Genomic DNA, 25005 nt, shown 5'->3' with positions numbered 1-25005 from the left:
CCTTGGCGCTCGGAGCCTCATGGCTTGAAGGCCATCAGGTCGAGTATTTATTACATAGGTTTGATGTTGGAAGCCTGAAGGCCTTTCTTACCCTGAGTAACGTCAAATGAAACTGTTTGACCTTCCTGCAGAGACTTGAAGCCTTCAGCTTTAATTTCGGAGAAATGGGCAAACAGATCATCACCACCATCAGAGGGAGAAATGAAGCCAAAGCCTTTAGCATCGTTGAACCACTTAACTGTACCAGTTGCCATCTTCTGTATCCTTACGCGCCAAGCGCATTATGCAATTGCAGGTATTGCTTGATTATGAGGGTCACACAAAGGGAATATAATCCAGACAGCCCAATGTTTCTATTACCTCAAGTAAAACTTAATTATCATACGGTAACTTTAATCTCAAGCCTTAGCCTAAAATTATCTTTTATCCTGCGATTTAACCCATCCAAAGTATACTAGACACCCACAACATAACTTGATTGCTCCCCGTACTGACGCCCCACGACGCTCGCATTTCAATGAATCTTGAAAAGAAAATCTTGCCCCATGCTGCTTAGTAACTGTACATCCACCAATTGAACAGGTGCAGTGGATGTTAACCTCAGTTTGCATGATGACGTGACTGTAACGATGGTAAGAATTAGGAATTAGCTTAATGTGCGAATGATATTTAGCGTGGACTATTAAAATATCTCTAAAAAATATTACTAATAAATATAAATTAATTAAATTGCCATACTTTAGCGCCATAGTGTGGCTTCATGCCAGTATGGAGGAATCCTCATGTTCAACCTGTCTAGGCAAGTAAAATGTCCCATATGTCATAAGCTCACCGCGTGGAAAGGTTATCCCGAATTCACAGATAGGCTTCACTGCCAGTACTGTGAAGCGTTTATTGTCGTCTATGAGGAATATTTACGGGATATGCTACGCCAGGACATATCACAGACTATGGCTAGGTACACCATAGCTGGCGCTTGCCATAATCCTGTTCTAATTAAAAATGTGATAAGGCAAAATGGCCTAATAAAAGATCGCTATTAATCTGCAAATTTCACATGTGAAATTTTTGCGTGCCGTATCAATCACCCTTGCTACTTGCAGTCTCGCGAGAGTTGCGCTGCATAGCATGGCGGTGAACTGGGCTCCTCACCATCTGCCTGACGATCTTCTTCATAAAGAGCCTCAAGAATGGCTTCTCGAAGGATAGGCAAGTGTGATTGCTCAAGGTTTCTGGACGCCGATAACAACGTAAGCCGACCCTGCCGGCACCAGCGCATCAAAGGCACAAGACAATCCTCGGCATGTGAGATTTCGTCTCGATAACAGCGGGCAAAAGTGGCGTCGTCAATTTCATTTCGGTGCCACTGATTTCGCAATGTGCGGGAAGGCGAGGCATCCCGATACCACTCTGCCAGCGACAGGTTTTCTCTTCGCTTCCCCCGCGGCCATAATCGGTCTACTAGTACTCTGGCACCATCTTCTAGCATCGTTCTGCTGTAAACTCGCTTCAAATAAATTTCATACACGCTCGACAATCTCCTTATTAGCTTCTTGCCACCATGGCCAAAAGCGAGCGACGAGCTCAGGCTACTTTAACGCGCCAAAGGAAAGGCCTCAGCCGCCTGCGGCGCTTCCCTACTGTATTCGGCGAGCTTTCCCAAAAGATTGCAATAGGATCTATGTAGTACTCAAATGTTTATACATCTATTGCATCAATGCTCCGCTAGCTTCGAGATCGACACCTTCGACACCGTAGCTTTCTGCCAAGGCAAGCAGATAGTGACGTAGTGCACGGCGTGAACTCTGCTCTCGCAGTGTATGGCGCACACGATCGACAACCTGATCGAAGGGCTGGATCTGCCCATCGACACGCCGTTCAATCCATACCAAATGCCAGCCATAGCGTGACGCTAATGGACGATCATGTAACCCTACAGGAAGATGACGCAGGGCATTGTCTAGCTCCTCAACGGTATGCCCTGAAGCAATCCAGCCTAGTTGCCCACCCTCTTCGCGAGAGGGGCAAGCCGAGTAGCGCTGCACCAGTTCATCAAATCGCTCCGGGTGTTCACACAATATAGACAGTAATTCTTCACCCAAACGCTTTTGACTGTCGCGCGTATCGATGTCGTCAGGCGCCGCGGCAAGCAGAATATGACGGACCTTATTTAAGGTGGGCGTCTTGAAGCGCTCGGAATGAGCAGCAAAAAAGCGCTGACAGCTTGCTTCATCAGGCTCGGGCACCTCTAATTCATGCTCAAGCAGATGCGCCAAACGGGCCTCTTCATCTTTCTTGTCTCGGGTCAGCCCTAGCTCATCAGCACGCTGATGCAGTAATTCACGTACTACTAGTGCCAACGCTGCCTGACGCAGCGCTTCATCAAGTGAAGGCGCTGAGTGATACTGCATCTCTTGGGCAATTTGTTCAGAAGTAATGGATACGTTGCCGACTCGCACAGGGGGTAAGGCAATGTCCGGTCCACCGGGTAATGCTTCAACGGCAATACGTTGGCTCATGACATTTCTCCTATCCTCAACAAGCACGACGACGTACCAGCTGGTAACGACGGCCGATGTAGCCCACTGGCGCACTCCAGGCATGAACCAAACGAGTAAAGGGGAACACCATGATGATCGTTAGACCCACTAGGATATGCAGTTTGTATATCACGCCTACCTCGCTGAGGTGGGACGCAGCATCCGTGCGGAAAAAGACCACTGATTGCGCCCATTCGGCCAGTGGTAGCATCACACTGCCATCAAGATGGTCCATGGCAGAAATAATGGTTGAGAGCCCCAGCGTCACCTGCACGACCAGCAGCGCCAAAATAAAGATATCAGCCTTGCTTGATGTGGCGCGTACCCGAGGATCAAAAAGACGGCGGTAAAGCAGAATCAGACCACCCGTCAGGCACATCACCCCCGCCATTTCTCCTACCAAAATGGCGAGAATCTGCTTATTACCTGGCGTAATAAAAAACTCATAGGCCCAGTGGGGTGTAAGCAAGCCGACCAGTTGTCCAAAGAAGATGACGATGATACCGATGTGAAACAGATTACTGCCCAGGCGCATGCGCTTTTTGGTCAACATCTGACTGGAGCCGGTCTTCCATGTGTACTGTCCATGATCGAAACGCAGCAGGCTACCCACCAGAAAGATGGTACCAGCCAAATAAGGGTAGAGCCCAAACAGCAGCGTATTGAGATAATTCATGAAAACCTCCTTGGAGTGACAGCTTCACCGGCTTGTGTTAGACGTAGATGAAGCCGGCTCAACGATACGTAGCGGTACATCAGCCTGAAAATCGCGTTTAAGCTGAGCGCGCCGCCGCCCTGCCGCTGATTGCAACGAACAATCCTGATCAGACTGAGCCGAGAAACGCACCGCCTCCTCTTCCCATACCGCGTCCAAGGCTGCTGGCGTATCGTCACGTGCTTCCTCACGCACTTTCTCGAAGTTCTCATCAACGGCGTCTTCTCTTCCGATCATTGCCAGTAGAGATAATATCGCCAGGGCATGATCAGCCTCTCGCTCGGCCAGCCTCGCCGTTAGGCGTGCCAGAATATGGGCAACTTCACCTAACTGATGAGCAATCTCGCTCTCGTCACGCGTAGATAAAAATTCAAGGAACAGCGGTAAATGATCAGGCAACTCGCGGGCATCAAGTTCGAAGCCCGCATCGCGATAATGGGCAAGCAGGTCGACCATCGCCTGACCACGATCACGTGATTCACCATGAACATGCTCAAACAGCAATAACGACGTTGCCCTGCCCTTATCGAACAGCGCGACATAATCAGCTTGCAGATCCAGGAGATTGCTATTAGCGATCTTGGCGATCACGCCTTAAGTTCGAAGCGACGCTCGCGGGAGAGATGCTGCTCAGCGTCGATTACCTCGAGCATTTCCGCCGCCGCTTGCTGCAGCTCACGCGTTGGATAATCGAGCAGGCGGGCCAGCACAATAAGACTACGCATTTTGCTCTTCCTCAGGTTCATAGTGCGAAACGACTGGCTTGACCAAGGTCGTGGTCTGCTTGCGCCCGCCGAACAGGCTAGCCGGGTTATCGCCACCATTGCAGCCACTGCCGAATGAGAAGCCGCAACCGCCGCGTTCAGGAAAAGCTTCGCGAGCCTGTTCGCGATGACTGGTAGGAATGACGAAACGGTCTTCGAAATTGGCTAACGCCAGATAGCGATACATCTCTTCAATCTGTGCCGCCCTCAGGCCAACCGCCTCAAGGATTTCAGTCGCCTCTCGCCCTTCAACCTGCTGGGCACGCTTATAGACACGCATGGCCATTAAACGCTTGAGTGCACGGATCACGGGAGCTTCATCACCAGCGGTCAGCAAATTGGCAAGGTATTTCACCGGGATGCGTAGTGACTCAATCTTGGGCAGCACACCGTCGCTTTCGACGTGCCCGGCTTCTGCGGCAGACTGGATCGGGGACAACGGCGGCACATACCACACCATCGGCAGGGTGCGGTATTCGGGATGCAGCGGCAGGGCCAATTGCCAATCAATTGCCATTTTGTAAACCGGTGAGGCTTGGGCAGCGACGATAACGTTTTCAGGGATGCCGTCACGCTTCGCTTGGGCAATCACTTCCAGATCATGAGGGTCGAGAAAAATCTCGCATTGGCGCTGATACAGATCGCGCTCATCAGCTGAGGAGGCGACATCAAGAATGCGGTCAGCATCGTAAAGCAGTACGCCCAGCGAGCGAATGCGACCGACACATGTTTCGGAACATACCGTTGGCATGCCGGATTCGATGCGTGGATAGCAGAAGATGCACTTTTCGGATTTACCGCTCTTCCAGTTATAGTAAATCTTCTTGTACGGGCAGCCAGATACGCACATCCGCCAACCGCGGCACTTGTCCTGATCGATCAACACAATGCCATCTTCTTCACGCTTGTAGATCGCCCCACTCGGGCAAGACGCCACACAGGCCGGATTGAGACAGTGCTCGCACAGGCGCGGCAAATACATCATGAAAGTGTTTTCAAATTGACCGTAAATATCGGCCTGGATCTGGTCGAAATTCTTATCCTTGCGTCGCTTGGCGAACTCGGTACCCAAAATTTCTTCCCAGTTCGGCCCCCATTCGATCTTGTTCATGCGCTGACCGGTAATCAGTGAACGCGGCCGTGCCACCGGCTGATGCTTGCCCTGCCCCGCCTTGTGCAGATGCTGATAGTCGAAATCGAACGGCTCATAGTAATCGTCGATTTCCGGCAAATCAGGGCTAGCGAAAAGTTTGGCCAGTACGCGATAGCGCCCACCGATTCGGGGTTCGATCTTGCCATCCTTACGGCGCAGCCAGCCGCCCTTCCACTTGTCCTGGTTCTCCCACTGTTTGGGATAACCAATGCCCGGTTTGGTTTCGACGTTATTGAACCAGGCGTATTCCATCCCTTCGCGACTGGTCCACACGTTCTTGCAGGTCACTGAACAGGTATGACAGCCGATACACTTGTCGAGATTGAGGACCATGCCTACTTGCGAGCGGATTTTCATATCACCATCTCCTTACGAATCATTGTCTTCAACCAGCGGCATGCAATACGGCAAGAGTCTGCGCAGTGCGTCCCGGTTCGAGGCGTACTTACCCTTTCGAGCTGATGAAGCGTTACGTCTAGGCGTACTGTGACCTTTTTGTCTGCGCCTTTTTTGATGCAGATCAATTTTTGCCGGACGATGGCGGGACACGGAGGCTAGCTACCTCTAAAGAGATATATCTTTGATTCAGCTAAATATCCGTTAAATAAAGGCTTCGATGGCGTAACTATTTATTCATGGTTAGCAAGACCAAATATGCAGAATTATTTGGAGGTAACTATAGGCTTGCCATGAGCATCCGAGCGTGTATCTAGATACCGCATCAAGCCAAAGAAGAGAGAGCAAATAGGAAGGACAGAGAGGAGCGTCAACGTATTTCAGTCGTGCTGCGTATCGGCCGATAGGAGTGCAATAACGCCTCCATCAAACAGGGGCTTCCCAATAGAGAAGATAAGAGAAGCACACGACATGACACATTGCGCAAGAGTGAACGACCACTGTGGCCGTTGCGAAGGCGAGCTGCCGTTCGAATTCACTATGGCCTTTCAACCGATCGTCGATGTCAAGCAGGCCACGGTCGTCGCCTACGAGGCTCTGGTGCGCGGGCCCGAAGGGCAGTCGGCCTACAGCATCCTCAGCCAGGTAGACGACAAGCTGCTTTACCGCTTCGACCAGGCCTGCCGCGTCAAAGCGATCGAACTGGCAAGCGCACTCGACATGCAGCAAACGCTATCGATTAACTTTCTGCCCAATGCTGTCTACGAACCCACCGCCTGTATTCAGGCCACACTGGCCACCTCGCAGCGCCTGGGCTGGCCTGTTTCGCGAATCAACTTCGAGATTACCGAAAGCTAGGCTGTCAGCGACCGCAGTCACCTGCGCAACATCGTCGACAGCTATCACGGTATGGGATTCTCCACCGCACTGGATGACTTCGGCGCCGGGTATGCCAACCTTGACCTGCTGACCGAGCTGACGCCGGACACATTGAAGCTCGACCGTCAGTTGATCCAAGGTATCCACCTCGACCCACGCCGCCAGACGCTCGTGCGCGCTGTGGTGAACATCGCCACTGAGCTCGATATTCAGCTGGTCGCCGAAGGCATAGAGCAGGTCGAGGAAGCACGCTGGCTACTGTATCAAGGCATCTCGCGCCAGCAAGGCTTCTTCTTCGCCCGCCCGGGGCTAGAGATGCTACCGGTGGTGGACCCGGCGCGTTTTGAAGAGGCAAAGGGGTAATTCAGTTATTGACTGATGCCGGTGGAGCTTCTTTTTCTTCAAGGAGAACTCTATCGGCTAAGTGGGAGACGTATAGTTTCAAATAGCGACAATCGACCCAAAGGAGACATAGTGGAAAAGGCAGCGAGCACGTTCATTGGGGTTATGCAGCATGCACGATGATTGGTTCTATAATGACTATTCATACTTAATTTTTACAAATTTCAGCGAGATAGACTGCGAATGACACGCTGTACAGCCCGAATAAACGTCGGCGCGTTCAAGACAATAAACGAGCGGAAAGCCTAATTACTGTTATAAATTTAAGGGATATTTCTAGCATATGCCAAATTTATCAAGGCTAATAGAAGACTTTTCATACAATTATTTATCTGAAAAATCTACGTACATAAAAGCTAAAAAAACTGTTCCATCATGGTCAAAAATTGTCAATATTATTCCTAATGAGTTTGTCGAGTTTTTGAGCCTCCCATATTCATTCAAAGTTATTGGCTCCATTGGCAAAGGAAATATTACCGAAATACCGTGGATATGTTTTTTTGACAAAGATATAACGATTTCAGCACAGTTTGGTTATTACATAGTACTTTTATTTAAGACTGATATGACAGGATTTTTTGTATCCCTCAATCAAGGATGGACCCAGTATGAGAACGAGTACGGAGTCAAGAAAGGTAAAAGAATAATAAAAGAAAATGCGCAAATTGCTCAAAATTCACTTCGCACTATTGCCGATTTCAATAAAGATACCCTAGACCTTGGGGCCACTCGACCACTTGGTAAAGGCTACGAGCTCGGAAATATCGCAAGCAAATATTTTTCTCTTTCAAAGCGACTCGATGAAGATGAACTTTTTCAAACATTTAGAGCATTGTTGGCTGCATATTCGGAGCTTAAAGGCAGCGTAGGTATCGACATACTAAACATAAAGTCCTTAATTTCCGAGGACTTGTATCAAAGTGCTGTTCAAAAGTCAGAACCCAAGGAAATAGAGTCCGGACCAGCTAAATTAAGATCACAAAAGTTAAAGGGATCTACTAACTCTTGGCCCAGAAGTGTTGGTATTTCCAAGGCGGCGCTAGATAAAGCAGGTTATAAGTGTGAAGCAGACGAAACGCATCAAACTTTTATGGCAAACGTATCTGGTCAGCAATTTATGGAGGCTCACCATCTGATTCCCATGGAGTTTCAAGAAGAATTTATCTATAGCATAGACGTGCCAGAAAATATTGTTTCGTTGTGCCCAAACTGTCACCGTAAAGTACATTTATCTGTAATAGATGAGAAACTGCCCTTATTAGAAAAATTATTTATGGAGCGTATTGGTTCGCTAAAAGAACGAGGAATAAGGGTTGGTTTTGATAAATTCAGATCTTTCTATGAATAAATTTATAAAAAACGCGGCAATAGGATGCTTGCAAGCTCGCGCCTATTGCGCGGACTTATAGCAGAATACGCTGAAAGACCGCTTCTGGCCGGAAGCCGTCATTTCTTTCCTAAGCAAGTGAAGAAAGTATCGAGCTCGTATCATAAACACACCTCATCATAGTTATTCTCTCTTCAGGCTGGTCTCGGCCGCGAGGATCCTCTTCTGAAAGACATAATTCTCTCGTCATTCAATGCTTTTCCCCCGTCAGTGCCAGCTGTCATCGCATTCGCGCCTACCTGACGAGCTATCTCATTGAGGTCTGCGATAAGTAACATTTAGATGAGTTTTATTTCTGTTTCGAGCAACTGTTCCGCATGTTCGCTCTCGACTTCTCCGAGTATCTTGCACTGATACGCTTGGCAGCGTATCTCTAATTGAGCGCATCAAGTATCAGCATAAAAGAATTCCTCCATTTGCTGATAGGCCGGCTACGTCCGGTTCTCGCTCACACTAAGTGCATGCTGACTATCACCATAATGTGTAGCATCGCCGCAATGGTTGACATTGACAACTAAGTGCTTATTCTTAGCGCAAAGGATATTCAATGGATATGAATCAGACGCACATATTTGGGGAATCATTGTTCCGGCTACTACATGCCTATAAGCGCGCGTTGCGTGAAAACTTTACGGCAGTAGGCATTGAACTAACCGTTTCGCATATCCGTGTCCTCAAGCGTATCGCTGGAATGCCGCAATGCACGGCTCAGGCCGTCGCGGCAGGCATGCAGATAGACAAAGGACGCATCGCACGGTTAATGAAAGAGCTGGAAACCGAACATCTTATCGAGAAACGACACCATCCAGAGGACAGCCGAAGTCGACAGATTACGCTGACCCATCAGGGACGAACTCTGATCGAGCGGATCAATACCGTTGAGGCTGAGACCAGCGAATATATGGTTGCCGGTATCGATAAGGAACAACTCATGACCTGCGCGCATATAATCAATGACATGGTCAAAAATCTTGAGACATAACCGGGAGTGATTATGAAACCAAGTGGCGCTAGACGCTCCCCTCCTCGTTCTTTTACTGTGCTAGCCAAGCACAACATCACGCCGAATATGTTGCGTGTGACGCTCGGAGGCGAAGGCATGAAGACGTTCCCTGCCGATCAGTCGGGCGCTTATGTCAAACTGCATTGCCCCAATGAAGAGGGGCAGATATCGGTACGCACCTACACCGTACGTGCCCAGCGAGACGATGCCATTGACGTCGATTTCGTGCTGCATGATCACGGTGGTCCGGCTTCACGCTGGGCGGCCAATGCCCAGCCGGGCGATACCATCAATGTCGGCGGTCCAGGACCCAAAAAGCGCGTCGCTCCCGATGCCGACTGGTATTTGCTGGCAGGTGACATGACTGCATTACCCGCGATCAGCGACAACATCGAGGCATTACCCGAGCATGCCCGTGGCTATGCGGTGATTGAGGTTCTCGGCGCCGAGGATATCCAGCCACTTTCTACACCGGCCCACTTCGACATTAAATGGGTGATCAATCCACATCCCGGGGATAATAGCGACCTGCTGGTCGATACGTTGCGTACCCTGCCTTGGCTGAGTGGCCGCCCAACGGTCTGGTCGGCCTGCGAGTTCTCGAGTATGCGCAAGCTGCGTGCCTACTTCAAAAACGAATGTGGGCTGCAGCGCAATGAACTGTATGTCTCAAGTTATTGGAAGCTTGGTTCTAGCGAAGATGGGCATCGTCTGGAGAAACGAGCAGATGCTGAACAGGAAGGCTGAATTCCCCCGTCTTGAGTGTCGCGCTCAGTAATTTGGTATTAATGAGCGCACACGACGCCTGAATATAGATCCTGACCTAGTATGGCGGCGTGCTGTACTGCATGCCCCCTGAATCGAAAAGAACCCATTATTCCTTCGTTGCTGTGCCCGGAAGCTAAGTTTTGAAGTCGTTCGCCAGTTGAGTGGTCAACTTGACCAATAGTTCTACGTCGCTACCCGCCGCGACGAAGGGGGCACCGAGTTCGAGGTAACGCTCGGCTAGCGCCAGGTCCGCCGTAAGAATGCCCGCCGCCTTGCCATGTGCCTGTATCCGTGCCAGCGCATCCTCGACTGCTGTCTGGACCTCCTCAGCACCCGGACGATCCAGGTAACCCATTTCGGTCGCCAGGCCGGCGCGGCTTTCGATCTGGAGTAATCGTATGAGCAAGCTCAGGCACTTTCAGACAGGGTCTAGTGCCGTCGTTGCCGCAAGGGGTGCGAAGAAGTATCCGACGTTCCAGCTTCGGCCACACACTTCTTAAGCTTGTGGTGCGCTCGGTGGGCATTTCCCTGATATTAAATAATGGCCTGTCGACCATCATAGCCGGTGCTCGTTACACTAGAAGTATCGTTTTTAAGGGTGAAATCCGCCCTGTCACTATGAGAATCGATTATGCGTCATGGTCGTGACATGCGTAGAACACGGATAGCTCTCTCTCTTGTAACAGCCCTTCTTTCGGGCCAGACGTTCGCGGCTGATCAAGCAACGCGAGCGAAGATCGCCGAGCAGAAGGCAGAGGTACTGGAGCAGAAGGCCGAAGCCGGGGATAGTCCCCCACGCGCCGTGCTGATTACACGTCCGGGCGTGCAGGCAGTAGACCCAGCTGGCGAAGCGCCTTTAGATAATGCGATTACCTGTCTGGCGCGCTCCATCTATTGGGAGACCAAAGGCAAAAATCAAACAGAAATGGCTGCAGTGGCCAATGTGGTCATGAACCGACTGCGCCATGAACAATTCCCTAAAACAGTGTGCGAAGTGGTCACCCAGGGTTCCGAACAGGGCCGTTGTCAGTTTTCATGGTGGTGCGATGGCCGTTCCGATGACGCCCAGGAAGAAGCTGCTTACACGCTCGCCAAGGAAATCGCGCGCCAGGCGCTTAACCAACAGCTCCCGGACCGCACCGATGACGCTGTCTATTTTCAAAACCGCCATGCTTCACCCAGCTGGCTTGCTGATTTCATCAAGACGTACGAAACGGATGCACACGCTTTCTACAAGCCCTCGGCTGGCGCCAAACCATAAGCTCTGCGTATCGCAACGCGCTGAGTCGCGGTACGCAGCCACATATTTATAAAAAACGCCCCGCATCATGCGGGGCGTTTCTTTAGCGCATCAGTTTGCGTGCTTACCCTTTCACTACCCTCTCCTGCACGCTGTCGTTGCCCTCACCATCCAGCCAGTCGACGCGGTTCATCTTGCGTACGATGACGAATTCGTCGCGGTTGGAGCCAACGGTGCCGTAGTAGTTGAAGCTGTAAGAGAGCTGGGCATAGCCACCAATCATATGGGTTGGCTTGGGGCAGACGCGGGTCACCGAATTGTGAATACCGCCACGAGTGCCGCTGACCTCCGAGCCCGGCACGTTCACGATGCGCTCCTGAGCGTGGTACATCATCGCCATACCCGCCTTGACCCGCTGACTGACGATGGCCCGCGCCGCGACCGCACCGTTGGCGTTATAGCGTTCGATCCAGTCATTGTCGACCACGCCAATCGCACTAGCATCTTCTTCCGACAGCCACACGACTGGACCGCCACGTGACAAGGTGAGCATCAACAAATTATCAGTGTAGGTAGAATGAATCCCCCACTTCTGGTGTGGAGTGATCCAGTTGAGTGCCCGTTCAGGATTGCCATTGCTCTGCGTCGTCCAATGACGCAAACTGGTCCCAGCACCGAGCATCTCACCCAGCGTGAACGCGATATCCTGCGTCTGCTTGTCAAGGGGCAGTCGAACAAACAGATCGGCCAGCAGCTCGATATCACCGAGGGTACAGTTAAGGTTCACGTGCGCCATTTATTGAAAAACTCAATATGCGCTCGAGCACCGAGGCAGCAATTTGGGCAGTTCAGGAGGGAGCGTGATGAACTACCACTTGCGCGGTCTTCTGAACATTACTGCCTGGAATCGGATGCGCTACACACTTTACGCACCGGTTTACGATGCCGTGGCTGAGCGCATCTTCGAACGTCCACGTCGCCAGGCGTTAGCGAAAGTGAATTGGCAGACTGGCCAGCGGATACTGATCGTCGGCGCCGGGACAGGGCTGGATCTGCCCTGGTTGCCGCATGGGATCGAGATTCATGCCTCGGATCTGTCCGCCGCGATGGTTACCCGTCTTCAAACCCGCGCCGCGAAGCTTGGTCTCGATATCGACTCAGGCGTGATGGACGCTGCACAACTCGACTATCCCAACGGCTATTTCGAAGTTGTCGTCATGCATCTGATTATCGCCGTCATGCCTTATCCGGAAGCTGGCTTGCGTGAAGCCTATCGAGTTCTGAACAAAGAGGGGCAGCTATGCGTGATGGATAAATTCCAATCAGATCAGCGCCCTGCCAGCCTTATGCGTCACGCCCTCAATTTGTTAACCACATTGATTGCCACTGATATTACCCGCCAGGCAAGGCCATTACTCCACCAGGCGGGCTTTCATATCGAGCATGACAGCCCAGTGTTAATGGGCTCATTATTTCGCGCGCTACTGGCACGTAAGACTTGAGCTACAAATCGACAAGCCATGAGGCGGGATCATGGTTCAATGCCGTGCCGACGATATAGATAAATATCAGCACAGCGATAATAGCCGCCAATGAACGCATGCCCTGAGTGCGGCCACGCTTAATCGCAATGGTGCCCACCGCGATATAAATAACCAGCCCAATCAGCTTGGCCATTAACCACGGATTTTCGGTAGGCAAGAGACGCAACATGATCATCAACGTGATTCCTGAGGCCAGCAGCACGGTATCGATAATATGTGGGAGGATCCGCACCCATTGCTGCTGTAGCCGCACTACGCCTGCATCTCCAGCAACAGTTGACCACCATGCCCGCAGTGCAAAGAGTGCAAAGCTCAATATCACCGTTGAGATATGCAGATACTTGAGTAGGACATAGCTCATTCCCTCACCTCTCTTTCAATTCATGACATGATGCATTAATACCGTTTTACTTGAGTTAAATACAAAAAGGCCGGATTGCTCCGGCCTTTTCTATTACCCGTAATATTGCATCCTTCAGTGCAGTGATGAACTTGGCCCGAAGTATTCGTAATGGCGGTGCTCGACCGGTACGCCAAGCTCTTCTAGTGCAGTATCGACATCACGCATGAATGGCACAGGTCCAATGAAGTAGCAGCTCGGTGTTTCTCCTTTTGGCAAGTAATCGGCCAGCAGGCTGCGGTCAATCATTCCCTTGTAGCGTCCAGTTTCTTCAGAAGTTGGTTCACTATAAACGAAACGATAGGTAAGCTGATCACCATAGCGCTCGACCAGCGCGTCGAGATGATCGCGGAAAGCATGAACCTGATGATGGCGCGCGCCATGCAGATAGACAACCTGACGACCAGCCACCAGTGCTTGCTCGACCAAAGAAATCATCGGCGTCTGGCCAACCCCGGCGCTGACCAGCATGACCGGCGCATCGCGCTCATCAAGAACCAATTCACCTACCGGTGGGAGCAATTTGACATGATCGCCGACACGTAAATGGTCATGAAGGTAGCTGCTAGCCAAACCTTGCGCTTCCCGCTTGACCGAGATGCGGTAGTAATCTGCCTTAGGGTCAGAGGTCAGGCTGTACTGACGTAGCGCATGCTGGCCTTCGATATCCAGAGAGACCCCTATATACTGACCAGGTTTGAAACTGGTGATCGGCTTTTCATCGCTCGGCTTGAAGTAGAACGATACTACTTCATTGCTTTCCTGCACGCGGTCAGCAAGATAGAAATCACGTTCACCACGCCAGCCACCCGGTGCCTGCTCAAGCTTCTGGTAGGTCGCTTCTTCGGTATCCATCAAGCGATGGGCGAACTCCCAGTACAACCCGCTCCAGGCATCGGCAATTTCTGGAGTGACGGCGCCGCCCAGTACTTCGCCAATAGCGGCCATCAAGCATTCGCCTACGATGTTATATTGATCAGGTTGCAGGTTGATCGCGACGTGTTTGTTAACAATCGGCGCCATCATCTGCTCGAGCGCCTGCGGATCGTTGCGATTGAGCGCATAAGCAACCACTGAGCGGGCCAATGCGCGCGGCTGGGCGCCGGTCTGCTGATGGCGCATGTTGAACATGGACCTAACGCTGGGATAACGCTCGAACATGAGCGGATAGAAAGTGCTAGCAATGGTCTCAGCGTGTTCGGCAACAACTGGGGCGGTAGCATTGATGACTTCGAGCTGTTTGGCGTTGAGCATGTGTTCGTTAAGCATGGCGTTATCCTAAGTGCAGAAAATTACTCTGTGCACATTAATAACGGCAACAACTATGCCAACTTTTGATATCAATAAAACCAATCAGTTATGAAAATAGATTGTTATTTTGACTATGGGGTAATATTGTCCTTTTGACATCCGTTGTGAAAATGACTGCTCTACCAGCGTGTTTTATCTACTTTCGCCTATAAGACCATATCCTCCTTTCTCAATAAGCCCTTTTAACGTGTTACCCTGAACCTGGTTCGAGGAAATATAGATTTCACTGGGTTTATGCGTCAGTTTGAGGGGGTGCATTATGTCTACTTCGGTTGTTGGGCCGAAGTATGCACATCGGCATAACATTCGTTGTCAAACCTGTAGTTTAAGCGCGCTATGCTTGCCGTTGGCGCTCGAAGTAAATGACATCGATCAATTCAATGACATCATTCGCCGCCGTGCTCCTCTTAAGAAAGGCGAGACGCTCTATTGCCAAGGGGATTCTTTTACCAGCGTATTTGCGGTTCGGTCAGGCAGCCTTAAACAGGTGAGCCATGATGGCGCGGGCGATGAGCAGATAACGAATTTCTATCTACCCAGCGAGTTGATCGGCCTCGATAGTATTGATGAACAAGCTCACCCCGGTTACGTCATTGCTCTTGAAACGACAGCCGTATGTGAAATTCCTTTCCATCATCTAGATACCTTGGCCGCACAATTGCCCAAACTGCGTAATCAACTGTTTCGTAGCATGAGCAAGGAAATGAGTGATGATCGGCGCATGCTACGTCTGCTGTCGCGTAAAACAGCTGACGAGCGTCTAGCGAGTTTCTTCATTAATCTGGCAATGCGCTTTGAGCGCTGCGGTTATTCACCCTATAGCTTTCGCCTGCCCATGTCCCGTACCGATATCGGTAATTATCTCGGCCTTGCTGTGGAAACGGTTAGCCGGATTCTTGGGCGCTTCCAACAGCAGAATATGATGACCATTCAAGGGCGTGAGGTACATATCCTTAATTTGGAAGGTCTGAATTTACTCGCCGAGGCTCAACGTTGTCAGGAACACATGAACGGACTGCAACATGACACATAGGCCTCGAATTGTTTTGAATGCTTACCTTCAAAAGGCCATGTCGCTTCAAGGTGTTCATCCACTGCGCTAAGACGCAAGAAGCGACTTTGCACCTGAAATTTCAATAAATTTGTCATTACTCGCCTGCTTGAGGCCACGAAAAATCCTCAAACAGGCCGAGTCTCAATTATTCATCTTTTAGATTGTCATCAGGTTTGGCTGTACCCTGATGTGTTAATGGGCCAGCTTGATCAAGACGCGGATGATTATCTAGGAACTCCCGGTGCGGATCAGGCAAAGCATCCAAAGCCTGAAGGGTATAGGTCATACTGTAAATGGCCGCCAGCACGTCCTGAGTGTTCCCCGTTTCAGAAATAGTGTGCATATTGCGGATCGGAAAGCCGATGGACGTCGCAGCGCAGTCCACTGCCGCCAGCACACCTGCCATGCCATCAGTACCTGTATCCACCCCGACTAGATCGCGTTGTAGAGGAATACCGTGTTCTTTCGCGGCGCTTTCGATAATTCGGTTCAATTGCTCGCTGGCAATAGCCCCTACAGACATGGTGAACCCTTTGCCCATTTCCAGTGGTGGCATACGCTTGTCACCGATCCCCGGTGCCGCCACGTAATCATGGTTCACATCTATACCGATCAGTACATCCGGCTTCAGTTCTCCAGCTAACACACGACTGCCGAAGCGACCAATCTCTTCATAGCTGGCGATCGCAAAGAGTACACGCACCTGCTGAGTCCCGCCTGCTTCGGCAATCAAACGTGCCACTTCGGCAGTAACAAAACATCCCAGCCCATTATCCAGGTAGGCACCATAGAAGGTGTTGGGGCTGAAACCAGGACGAATGGGACGGTCCAGGATAATCGAGTCCCCCGGACGCACGCCGAGATTTAACACTTGCTGTTTCTTGTTCTCGCCATGGATCTGCAGGTCCAGATAGATCTGTTCCTTTTTGATCCCTTTATCCCCTGAGCGAACCGCGGGATCAGCAAAATGAATGGCGCCTAACGCCTCCACCGTGCCGCCTTCAATGACACGATAGCTGCCGGGTTGCGCTGGGTCTTCGCTAAATAATTTCACCTCATGACCGACTACAACCGTAGGCAGGAAGGAATCCGTATTGATCCAGATCTTGCCATCGTCACCGATACTGCGCACTTGCATACGAATCTTATCCGCATGGCCAATGAGCATTACCTTAAGCATATCATCCCTACCAGGATGGCTATCCAGGACGATGCCAGCTTGCCCCTTGAACTGATGTACATGCCAGCCTTGGGGCGCAAAGGACTCAAAGTAAGGTTTGAGTACGCCATAGGTCATGGCACCCTCTAGTCCCACAGGGCTGGGCGCCGCAAGAATGTTGCGCATCAGCGTGAACTGCTGCTCAGACATGGGTTGCGTCCAGGGCTGGTTTGTCTCGCTCATTTAAAAGCCTCTTCCATGGGTTACAGAATATAAATAGATGCTAGGTCACAGGGCTGATGACCGGCGGTCAGCATAATTACATCAATATGCTATCTCTGTTGCCTTAGTCACCAAGATATACGGTTGCGAACAGCTTAGAGTGTGCCGCTTCGAACTTGACTAACGGTATCATTTCATAAGCCACAAAAAACACTTTCATGATAGCGGCAGCAGAGTAGCTATCTCACGTTATGCCAATGGCATTGCATGAGCATCTTGATTTCACGTAAGCGTACCAGCGTACCAGCGTACCAGCGTACCAGCGTACCAGCGTACCAGCGTACCAGCGTACCAGCGTCACACGCTGCTTAAAGGTGTGGTGAAAGGCAACTTCAGACTAATCCCACCACCTCGTCAATACTGGCAATCGGGACAAAAACTACCAAAGCGATGCGTTGTCATCGTCACGAGAATGTCGTGAAGCAGCCCGCTGGTCGAAGCTCCGCTATACGTACCACCAATCGTTGCGGTAGATGATCGTGTACCAGCCGGCCGTGGCTAGATACGAGAAGAAATCGTACGCATAACAGCGCTATCTAGCTATAGCCCCTAATGAGCGACAATAATGTGATTATTTGTTACGGGATTGGGTATACTCGGCTTTCAGTGATCGATAACAACATCTACCTCCTCTCCGCTCGGAGTCGCCGATGGCCCCAGCGCATTTTTCCTCTTTCGAGCTGCTGCTGCTGAAAAGCCGCTACCAGCCGGATACTGCGGCGTTGCTGCTGTTAGCCTGGGTATTCGTCAATAAACGTGTCGTGCTTGATGAGGACAGACACTATCTCGAGGCGCTGGCCCACGGCTATCGTCATACTCAGGATCTCGATACGCTGCTCGCCATCGCCGCCGGCCGCAACCTGACCGATATCCAACTCGCTGCCGAGGTACTGTTGCACGAGTGGGTCGACGAACAGTTTCTTCCCTTTCTTTGTCGGGCTATCGGCCTAGCCACCAGCGACGGTGTCCTCAGCTTGCGTAACCATCATATCCTACGCTTTCTTGCCGATCTGTCTGGCGTGGGCCCGGCAGCCTTTGCCCGGCTATTTCGCGAAATCACTGGCCAGCCGCTGGCCACGCCGGACGATCCCAGTAGACACCTTTATTGGCAGGAAAATGCCACAGCCGATGCGCCCCATGCTGCACAAAGCGACACTGATACCTCCACTGTGGAGAAAAAAACACTGTGGCAACGCTGGCACGCAAAGCGTCAGTCCGCTCGTACTCGTCGCCAGCAGGCGCGGGAAAAGCTGCATCAACGCCAGGCTCGTGAACGCCAGGAGGAGGCAAGGCGTCAGACTCGCGAACAGCAGGACAAGGAACGCCGCAAAGCGTATGAACGCCAGGAGCAGCAACGTCAGAAACAGGAGCGTCAGCAGGACACCCCTGGCAGCGCGCCGCCGCCTCATTACCGTATACGGCTTGCACTGCGGATTCTGGAGCTTGACGAGTACGCCTCACGTCATGAGATTAAGCAGGCCTATCGCCGTCTGGCGCAGCGCCATCACCCGGACCGCTTTTATGGCCAGAGCGATCTGCGTATAGCGCTGGCTTCGCAGCGCTTCCAACGAATCAAGGACGCTTACGACTACCTGATGCAAAATGCGTGATCTATACCATCGACTAGACATTCCCAGGCACGCAACGCCGGACACTATCGCCCGCGCCGCTGCCCGCTGCGCCAACCAGACGCTCCAAGCCGACGCCAAAAGCGTGCTCGGCATCGACGCTCATCGTGAAGTCTATGACGAGCTACACGGGCTTCTCAGTGATCTTGGCCAGCTGCGTGCTGGCTTGGGTATGACCCATGCGCCCCACTGGTGCGGCGATGTCGCCAATGATTTTTCGCCACCACCGGAGCGTATCGTATCGCGCCAAGCACAGCTGACAGCCAAGCTTGAGATCGCCCTAGCGCGTCATCAATCTCGCCAACGTCGCCGCGGCTGGTTCGCCCTAGTAACGCTAGCCGCGTTGAGTACAGCCTATGCCGCGGGGCGCTTTTGGAGCTAATCGGACCGCCTGTTTAAGCAAGCTAGACGCTCCAGATAGGTTATGTCAGATAGTGTCGGAACCAATCCAAGGTGCGATCCCAAGCGAGCTCGGCAGCCGCCTCGTCATATCTTGGCGTCGAGTCGTTATGAAAGCCGTGGTTGACGCCTGGGTAAATATAAGCCTCGTAGGTCTTGTCCGCAGCCTGTAGTGCCTGCTCATAGGCCGGCCATCCTTCATTGATACGTGAATCAAGCTCAGCATAGTGGATCAAAAGCGGCGCCTGGATTTTCGATACATCTTCGGCCCTAGGCTGGCGGCCATAGAACGGCACCGCGGCGCCCAGCTCGGGATAGGCGACTGCTGCTGCATTTGCAACCCCACCGCCATAGCAGAAGCCAGTGATGCCGACTTTGCCCGTCGTCGCCTCGTAAGCCATCAAGAACCCAATGGCGGCAAAAAAGTCATTCATCAGCTTTTCAGGATTGACCTGTTGCTGCAGCTCACGCCCCCTGTCGTCATTGCCAGGATAACCGCCGACAGAGGTCAGCCCATCGGGGGCGAGCGCCACGAAACCGGCCTTGGCCAGGCGACGAGTAACATCCTCTATGTATGGATTGAGGCCTCGGTTCTCATGAGCGACGACCACACCAGGTACCTGCTCAGAGATATGGGCGGGACGCACCAAATAGCCGCGTACTTGTCCATGGCCTTGGGGCGACGGGTAGAGGATATACTCCGGTACGATATCCGGATCGGTGAACTCCACCTGACTAGCCAGCGCATAGTTCGGGCCCATCGCCGCCAGGATGGCAGCAGCCGTTATCCCACCTACGGCGTATTTTCCAGCACGATCGAGAAACTCGCGCCGGCTGATCTGGCCGTGGGCGTAGTAGTCGTAAAGCTCTAGCAGTTCAGGGGAAAAATCCTTTGCGGTAAGACGAGCCATCAGCACTCTCCTTGTAGGTTGGTGACTAGTGTGGCGTTATCCACTGCCTTTGAAGAGGTTTATTGCCCCTATTAGATAATGCCCGCTGGCTCCACATATTCCCAAGACTCATCGGGCATATCATCCATCCGACCACTAGATAACGGACAGCCTTAGTTAATTATCGGAAAGCTGCCCCTACGGCAATAACAAATACCTGTTTCTATTGCTTGGCTAAGTATTTCTTAAGCGAGGCGGGGTGCGTTTTATCTATACAATAGCGTCATTGCGGCAAGGATAGGCAACTTTCTACTCCTAGCCCTTTTATGCTAGCCGAGGCCATAACGTTTCATGCAGTCTCATGAAGCTACCCTGTAATCAACTACTATGGCTGAAGCCGACAGGTGACCTGCTCCTTATTTTTGGTAGAACCATATTGATAAGACTGGATTATGCCGACTCTATATTCGTCCGTGTTGTGTCGTCCTGCTAAAAAGCGAGCGTAATGATTATGGACAACTTGCTTTTATGGCAGTTTTCCTCAAGGTTGAATCGCGTTATTGGATAAAAATGTATCTATAATTATCGGCGGCATCGACCATAAGCAGCCGCTACATAGTGGCACAACATGCATACTCAAATGGATAGATAATTCAGTCCTACTCGAGAGGGTTGTAGCGCCAAGTAAATTTTCAAATGCGGCGCGGAAGGTGAACTTACCCTATGTCCACTAGGGGCTTGTTAACTTGTACGAGGAAAAGATATGGCTGCATCAGGCAAGTGGCGCTCTGCAGCATGTGACTCGCCCTGTCATATTATAAATACACAAGAAGATTTGCTCGCCTCGCATTAAGTAGGTGATACTTCTAACTATGATTGATTTAGCAAGTTGCATTTTATGGCTTGAGAGAGGTGGCAGACGCATAAGTAAGTTATCAACAGTAGCGGTGAATGTTTCCGATTACTTTAAATAATTCAAACACTTACATGGCGATCAAAAAACAACCAGTCCACTTTACTACCATCTATCTTGTCCACAGTGCGATATTGATTTGATAAATTCATGTTGTAGGCTGACATCCAAATGCTACAACCTTTGTCGTATTGAGCGAATATATTGGTATCGCTTATACGCGACATAAAGATTCACATCATTATGGGTATATTGCATTGAACTAATAAAAATATCTTAAATAATACTAGCTGTAATAAGCTGCTTGAGATGTTTCTTGTTGAATGTTAATCACTTTAAATTAGAATCAAACATTGATTACTAGACTTCAATTATACTATTGGTATTGTTTATTTAATATTTTTCATTCTTTTTGCTTCTAAAGGGAGAGGAGCTGCTTATTCCGCTTTACAATTATTAATTGATAATAAGCATTATCGTTCTTTTTGGCATCAAAAGCTGGCTTTATCCAATAAGCTAATTTTATTAAATGAACCTATGAGCCTGTTCGCACATGATCGGCAGGTAGGCGACAAGGTATGATTTATACTACTCACGTACCTAATAGGTAATAAATAGTTCTCTAATTCACTGCTCATTAGCAACTAACAAGTAGGGTGTTATACCTGCCTAAGCCGTTAATACTTCTTTTATACAATATCAATTGCCATATGGAGCTAACCTGTAAGCTAGAGCTTTGCTTATTAAACCAAGTGCCTTATATGAGAACGTGATGAAGGTGCACTCTAATGAGTTAAAATTTCACATGTGAAATTTTTAGACTGGCAGTAGCTAACGAGATAGGTGGTAAATGTGTAAAGAACCATTAAGTCCATATTTTTTTAACGGCTCTTTACATAAAGATAGCTCTATTAGGATGTGATTCAAACCTTCATGTCGAGCCAAAGCATTTGCTTATGTTTCGATATACATCAGTTCAACCGAGGCGATGGGTACCCTCCTAGGTGGGAGGTCGTTGATAATTACCCAACAATACTCTCGATCCTGATCGACGCGATCGGTAGCAAGATAACCGATTTCTTTATGTTCTTCAGTGCTTACGCTGACATAGCATCTTATATTCGATGGCACTGCCTGAACCCAAGTATTATCTTCCATGTTAGGCTTTTCGACAGGCTGCGAAATGGATTTCTTTTTTTGTTTTGTATCTTCGTTTACTTTCTTAGCTTTCTCTGTTTCTTCAATATCTTTACTCTCTGTTGAAAAGGGCTGTTCGCTCTCATCAGTGGTCGAGGTGTCAATAGGATTTCTAGTGTCGCTTATTTCTTGTTTAGCTGCATTTAAAAATTCGCGACTTTGCTTTCGCCCAATCCCATTAGCAAGTGCATGTTTATATGCTTGTTCAGCTCGAGTTGGTGATATCTCGTATAACTGACGTAAATTATTCAGTGTTTCTGGATCACGTGAGATGTCATTGTTATAGAGTTCTAGAACGCCATCAGGCATTTTAAGTAAAGCTAGGTGGGAGGAAACATAACTTGCTGTTTTGCCTAATTTTTCAGCAATCTGTTTTTTCTTCCAGCCCTGCTCTACGAACTTTTGAAGTCCTGCTGCAATTTCTAGGGGTGTTAAGGCGTCCCGTTGGATATTTTCAACCAATTCGCCAGCGGTTTCATCTAACGGACTGTGAGGCTTACCGTCTACAATAGCTTCGATTGATAGTCCTGCCATGCAGGCAGCGCGCCATCTGCGTTCCCCTTTTTGAATGATGTACTTACCTTCTTCATTACGTGGGTACACAATAATGGGCTGTATTTGCCCATTGACTCGCAATGAGTTAGCTAGCTCTTCTATCCCCTCGAACTGTTTGCGTACTTGATCACCTTTAGCTACCACATCATCTGTATTAAGAGTTAAGACTTCCTTTCCTGCTTTCGTCTTGGTTTTTCGTGCCAGTTCAGAAAGGCTTCTAAGATCCGAAATAGCCATGTATCAGCCTACCTTCTTGACGATTTCTTGCATGACAGAACGAACTTCCTTAGCTGCAGTGCGACCTGATCCAGATTTAATGCTCCATACAGGGATACCCATATTTGTAGCATTATCTATTGGTGCTCTACTGCCTATCTGGGATTTAAAGATTAAATCGGGGATAGCGTCGAGAAGTTCTTGTCGGGCTTTCTTATGTGTCCCAGATCTACTGTTGAGATTATTAATAACAATCCCTGTAATTTCGAGATCGGGGTTGTAAGCCTCTCTAACGCTGATAATAGTATTGAGTAGCCCTTCAACTCCATCCACTGCAAAGCCGCTAAGCTGAACGGGGCTCACTACATGAGTCGACATCGTGAGAGCTGCTACTAATTTTCTGCCAAGACTTGGTGGGCAATCGATCAAAATATAATCGTAATTGTCAGTAAGACGATGAGCATGAATGTTTTTGGATGGCATCATGGCCATATCAAGGCTGGCTGCTTCCATCTCGAAAAGGTCAGGATCGTTTTTAGGTGTGTGGATGAGATCCATCCCCCTCGGGCATATCATCGGATTGATTTCTTCTAGCGCAGGATTAAAAAGTTCAGAAGTTTTTGTTCCGTAAAATTCTTTATCTGATCCATCTTTTTCCCGTACTAAACGTGAAGATGTGTTTCCTTGCCCATCAAGATCTATTACCAGGACCCGATTACCAGCCTCTGTAAGATAGAAAGCACATTGAATACAGAGGGTAGATTTGCCAACGCCCCCTTTCTGGTTGGCAAAGCTTATGACTTTGGCCATCGAATCCTCACAATTATTAAAGCAGGCTTGTTAAGGCTCGAGTGCATATGTTCACGTCGATGCCTGAAAAGAGAACGTGCTTTCTCTTTTGCGTGACCAGATTAATAGTCACCTCGCTACGACACAAGGTTGTTTTTTTATAGTTATAGATTTTGTGCAGCAGTAGATTTTAGGAAAGCTGTGGTTATCTGGGTAGTACATGTTGACCGGTGTTGTCATATCCTCAGATAACTCGGCGTGAGAAAAAATTTCACATGTGAAATTTTTTGTGATGTGTACATTCGGACTGGTGCTGTTTTGTGAGAGGGATATTGCTGAACAAGAGGTGACTAGCAGAGTTGGGGTGTTCACCTGATAGTCAGTGATTCTGTAATGCTCTAATTGAAGTTCGCTGATGAGCCTAGATCGGAGTTGGATAAAATTTAGATTTATCAGACTACTTTCCACCAGAGACACATAGGCCTTCGGTAGGAAAGCCTATCCAGTGCTTTTGAATAATAGGAAATTTGGTTTATAGATTCTTTGATGTTAGACCGGAGACAGGTACGCTGCTTAGGGTATTCAACTCTGTGATAAAAGAGTCTTATTCTAGGCGGATGTTTGCAGTTGGTATTCACATCAAGCTTGATTAGAACAGTATCGACGTTGTCAGTAATTGGCTTAAGGTAATATCAATTATGATGCTGAAGCTTCGGTTTGGTAATTCATTTTTTAATGTGAGTGCAGCTCTAATGCTAATGCCTTTCCTCATCTAGTGATCAACTTATTTTGGGAAGATTGTGCAGTGTGGAGAAATTATGTTTCTGATGATGTATTAGTGACGAAAATTTATTGATCCTCCTATACGCGTTTTTATAGAAATTTAAACTAGCTTAGAAAGTTATTCTCGATAATGGTGATGTTAGGTAGCATTTGGAAATGTTGTCCACATAGTTATCGATGATAAAAATACTTATTTCTTAAACCCTGTTTTTTTACTTGTTTTACTTGTTTCTATTTATGCAGGGAATATTCATTTAAATCAAATACTTAATCATGCTTAAAGTGACATGATGATGGTCTAATGACGACGTGGTGATGGTTAAAAGTGACATCTTGATGGTAAATAAGACATTATGTTGGTGATCGGTGACATATTGATGGTTACATACACATTTTAATCACAACTTGCGCACATTAAGGTGACGTAAAGATGGTCATGCTAGACGGTAGGTTATGATCACTCTAGCTGCTCCAAAAGTGACATGATGATGGTCAGCCCTAGCTGCAGGCTCTCGCCGCCGAGTTCCTCCAAAGGTGACATGATGATGGTCAGCCCTAGCTGCAGGCCCTCGCCGCCGAGTTCCTCCAAAGGTGACATGATGATGGTCAGCCCTAGCTGCAGGCCCTCGCCGCCGAGT

At 49.4% G+C, this 25005-nt stretch carries 24 protein-coding genes and 2 pseudogenes; 10 read left to right on the top strand and 16 right to left on the bottom strand.

What is annotated here, in order from left to right:
- Positions 1-50 precede the first annotated feature (50 nt).
- The 7 genes from C3Z11_RS09970 to narH form a co-directional block, all read right to left on the bottom strand.
- Entirely contained in the window at positions 51-254 is a 204-nt protein-coding gene (locus C3Z11_RS09970) for a cold-shock protein (RefSeq protein WP_106477815.1), read from the bottom strand.
- Positions 255-1093: 839 nt separating this feature from the next.
- A complete protein-coding gene (locus tag C3Z11_RS09960) occupies positions 1094-1528 on the bottom strand; it encodes a DUF488 domain-containing protein (protein ID WP_106477813.1) in 435 nt (144 codons plus the stop codon).
- 178 nt (positions 1529-1706) lie between these two features.
- The gene (locus C3Z11_RS09955; RefSeq protein ID WP_106477812.1) at positions 1707-2519 is read right to left on the bottom strand and encodes a peptidylprolyl isomerase; all 813 of its coding nucleotides are present in this window, start codon (positions 2517-2519) and stop codon (positions 1707-1709) included.
- A 16-nt stretch (positions 2520-2535) separates the two neighbouring features.
- Positions 2536-3216, bottom strand: coding sequence for a respiratory nitrate reductase subunit gamma (gene narI / locus C3Z11_RS09950; RefSeq protein ID WP_106477811.1), 681 nt, complete (start codon positions 3214-3216; stop codon positions 2536-2538).
- Between the two features lie 24 nt (positions 3217-3240).
- The gene (narJ, locus tag C3Z11_RS09945) at positions 3241-3846 is read right to left on the bottom strand and encodes a nitrate reductase molybdenum cofactor assembly chaperone (RefSeq protein ID WP_317450667.1); all 606 of its coding nucleotides are present in this window, start codon (positions 3844-3846) and stop codon (positions 3241-3243) included.
- Positions 3843-3980: a hypothetical protein gene (locus C3Z11_RS17190; RefSeq protein ID WP_317450666.1), complete on the bottom strand. Its 138-nt coding sequence runs from the start codon at positions 3978-3980 to the stop codon at positions 3843-3845. The genes narJ and C3Z11_RS17190 overlap by 4 nt, the downstream gene beginning before the upstream one ends.
- On the bottom strand, positions 3973-5529 hold the full coding sequence (gene narH, locus C3Z11_RS09940) for a nitrate reductase subunit beta (protein WP_106477810.1): 1557 nt from the start codon (positions 5527-5529) through the stop codon (positions 3973-3975). The genes C3Z11_RS17190 and narH overlap by 8 nt, the downstream gene beginning before the upstream one ends.
- 510 nt (positions 5530-6039) lie before the next feature.
- On the opposite strand from narH, the pseudogene C3Z11_RS09935 reads away from it, so the two are divergent.
- The 4 genes and pseudogenes from C3Z11_RS09935 (at position 6040) to C3Z11_RS09920 (ending at position 9986) form a co-directional block, all read left to right on the top strand.
- Positions 6040-6810 (top strand): annotated as a pseudogene (locus C3Z11_RS09935) (EAL domain-containing protein).
- Positions 6811-7132: 322 nt separating this feature from the next.
- Positions 7133-8197, top strand: a complete 1065-nt coding sequence (locus tag C3Z11_RS09930) for an MrcB family domain-containing protein (protein ID WP_106477809.1) — start codon at positions 7133-7135, stop codon at positions 8195-8197.
- Between the two features lie 592 nt (positions 8198-8789).
- Positions 8790-9218: a MarR family winged helix-turn-helix transcriptional regulator gene (locus C3Z11_RS09925; protein ID WP_158700989.1), complete on the top strand. Its 429-nt coding sequence runs from the start codon at positions 8790-8792 to the stop codon at positions 9216-9218.
- A 12-nt stretch (positions 9219-9230) separates the two neighbouring features.
- Positions 9231-9986: a siderophore-interacting protein gene (locus C3Z11_RS09920; protein WP_106477807.1), complete on the top strand. Its 756-nt coding sequence runs from the start codon at positions 9231-9233 to the stop codon at positions 9984-9986.
- A gap of 154 nt (positions 9987-10140) precedes the next feature.
- On the opposite strand, the gene C3Z11_RS09915 is transcribed toward C3Z11_RS09920, so the two are convergent.
- Complete coding sequence (locus C3Z11_RS09915) at positions 10141-10413, bottom strand: aldolase/citrate lyase family protein (RefSeq protein WP_262927337.1); 273 nt, start codon at positions 10411-10413, stop codon at positions 10141-10143.
- 225 nt (positions 10414-10638) lie between these two features.
- Between C3Z11_RS09915 and C3Z11_RS09910 the strand changes: the two genes are divergently transcribed.
- Positions 10639-11268: a cell wall hydrolase gene (locus tag C3Z11_RS09910; protein WP_262927336.1), complete on the top strand. Its 630-nt coding sequence runs from the start codon at positions 10639-10641 to the stop codon at positions 11266-11268.
- A 103-nt stretch (positions 11269-11371) separates the two neighbouring features.
- Here C3Z11_RS09910 and C3Z11_RS09905 read toward each other — a convergent pair.
- A pseudogene (locus tag C3Z11_RS09905) lies at positions 11372-11887 on the bottom strand (molybdopterin dinucleotide binding domain-containing protein); the annotation flags it as partial.
- Here C3Z11_RS09905 and C3Z11_RS09900 point away from each other — a divergent pair.
- The gene (locus tag C3Z11_RS09900) at positions 11825-12202 is read left to right on the top strand and encodes a LuxR C-terminal-related transcriptional regulator (protein ID WP_317450665.1); all 378 of its coding nucleotides are present in this window, start codon (positions 11825-11827) and stop codon (positions 12200-12202) included. The pseudogene C3Z11_RS09905 and the gene C3Z11_RS09900 sit on opposite strands and share 63 nt — an antisense overlap.
- On the top strand, positions 12111-12749 hold the full coding sequence (locus C3Z11_RS09895; RefSeq protein ID WP_106477806.1) for a class I SAM-dependent methyltransferase: 639 nt from the start codon (positions 12111-12113) through the stop codon (positions 12747-12749). Before C3Z11_RS09900 ends, C3Z11_RS09895 begins: the two co-directional genes overlap by 92 nt.
- Position 12750: 1 nt before the next feature.
- Here C3Z11_RS09895 and C3Z11_RS09890 read toward each other — a convergent pair whose 3' ends face one another.
- Entirely contained in the window at positions 12751-13152 is a 402-nt protein-coding gene (locus tag C3Z11_RS09890) for a SirB2 family protein (RefSeq protein ID WP_106477805.1), read from the bottom strand.
- Positions 13153-13266: 114 nt separating this feature from the next.
- Entirely contained in the window at positions 13267-14460 is a 1194-nt protein-coding gene (gene hmpA, locus C3Z11_RS09885; protein WP_262927334.1) for an NO-inducible flavohemoprotein, read from the bottom strand.
- A 301-nt stretch (positions 14461-14761) separates the two neighbouring features.
- On the opposite strand from hmpA, the gene fnr reads away from it, so the two are divergent.
- Complete coding sequence (gene fnr / locus C3Z11_RS09880; RefSeq protein ID WP_106477804.1) at positions 14762-15535, top strand: fumarate/nitrate reduction transcriptional regulator Fnr; 774 nt, start codon at positions 14762-14764, stop codon at positions 15533-15535.
- Positions 15536-15701: 166 nt separating this feature from the next.
- Here the strand turns inward: fnr and C3Z11_RS09875 are convergent, their stop codons facing one another.
- Entirely contained in the window at positions 15702-16958 is a 1257-nt protein-coding gene (locus C3Z11_RS09875; protein ID WP_106477803.1) for a M20/M25/M40 family metallo-hydrolase, read from the bottom strand.
- A gap of 689 nt (positions 16959-17647) precedes the next feature.
- On the opposite strand from C3Z11_RS09875, the gene C3Z11_RS09870 reads away from it, so the two are divergent.
- Positions 17648-18607: a J domain-containing protein gene (locus tag C3Z11_RS09870; RefSeq protein ID WP_106477802.1), complete on the top strand. Its 960-nt coding sequence runs from the start codon at positions 17648-17650 to the stop codon at positions 18605-18607.
- Positions 18600-19007, top strand: coding sequence for a hypothetical protein (locus tag C3Z11_RS09865; RefSeq protein ID WP_106477801.1), 408 nt, complete (start codon positions 18600-18602; stop codon positions 19005-19007). The genes C3Z11_RS09870 and C3Z11_RS09865 overlap by 8 nt, the downstream gene beginning before the upstream one ends.
- 40 nt (positions 19008-19047) lie before the next feature.
- Here C3Z11_RS09865 and yghX read toward each other — a convergent pair whose 3' ends face one another.
- From yghX to C3Z11_RS09845, 4 genes are all read right to left on the bottom strand, one after another.
- A complete protein-coding gene (gene yghX / locus C3Z11_RS09860) occupies positions 19048-19935 on the bottom strand; it encodes a YghX family hydrolase (RefSeq protein WP_106477800.1) in 888 nt (295 codons plus the stop codon).
- Positions 19936-21781: 1846 nt separating this feature from the next.
- Entirely contained in the window at positions 21782-22816 is a 1035-nt protein-coding gene (locus tag C3Z11_RS09855) for a ParB/RepB/Spo0J family partition protein (RefSeq protein WP_106477799.1), read from the bottom strand.
- 3 nt (positions 22817-22819) lie between these two features.
- Positions 22820-23605, bottom strand: a complete 786-nt coding sequence (locus C3Z11_RS09850; protein ID WP_106477798.1) for a ParA family protein — start codon at positions 23603-23605, stop codon at positions 22820-22822.
- A 1219-nt stretch (positions 23606-24824) separates the two neighbouring features.
- Positions 24825-25005, bottom strand: a 181-nt coding sequence (locus C3Z11_RS09845; RefSeq protein WP_158700988.1) for a hypothetical protein, incomplete at its 5' end; no start/stop codon positions are given.

This window comes from Phytohalomonas tamaricis (assembly GCF_003012345.1).
Classification (GTDB): Bacteria; Pseudomonadota; Gammaproteobacteria; order Pseudomonadales; family Halomonadaceae; genus Phytohalomonas; species Phytohalomonas tamaricis.
The sequence above is the reverse complement of the archived record's forward strand: the minus strand, read 5'-3'. Positions and strand labels throughout refer to the sequence as shown.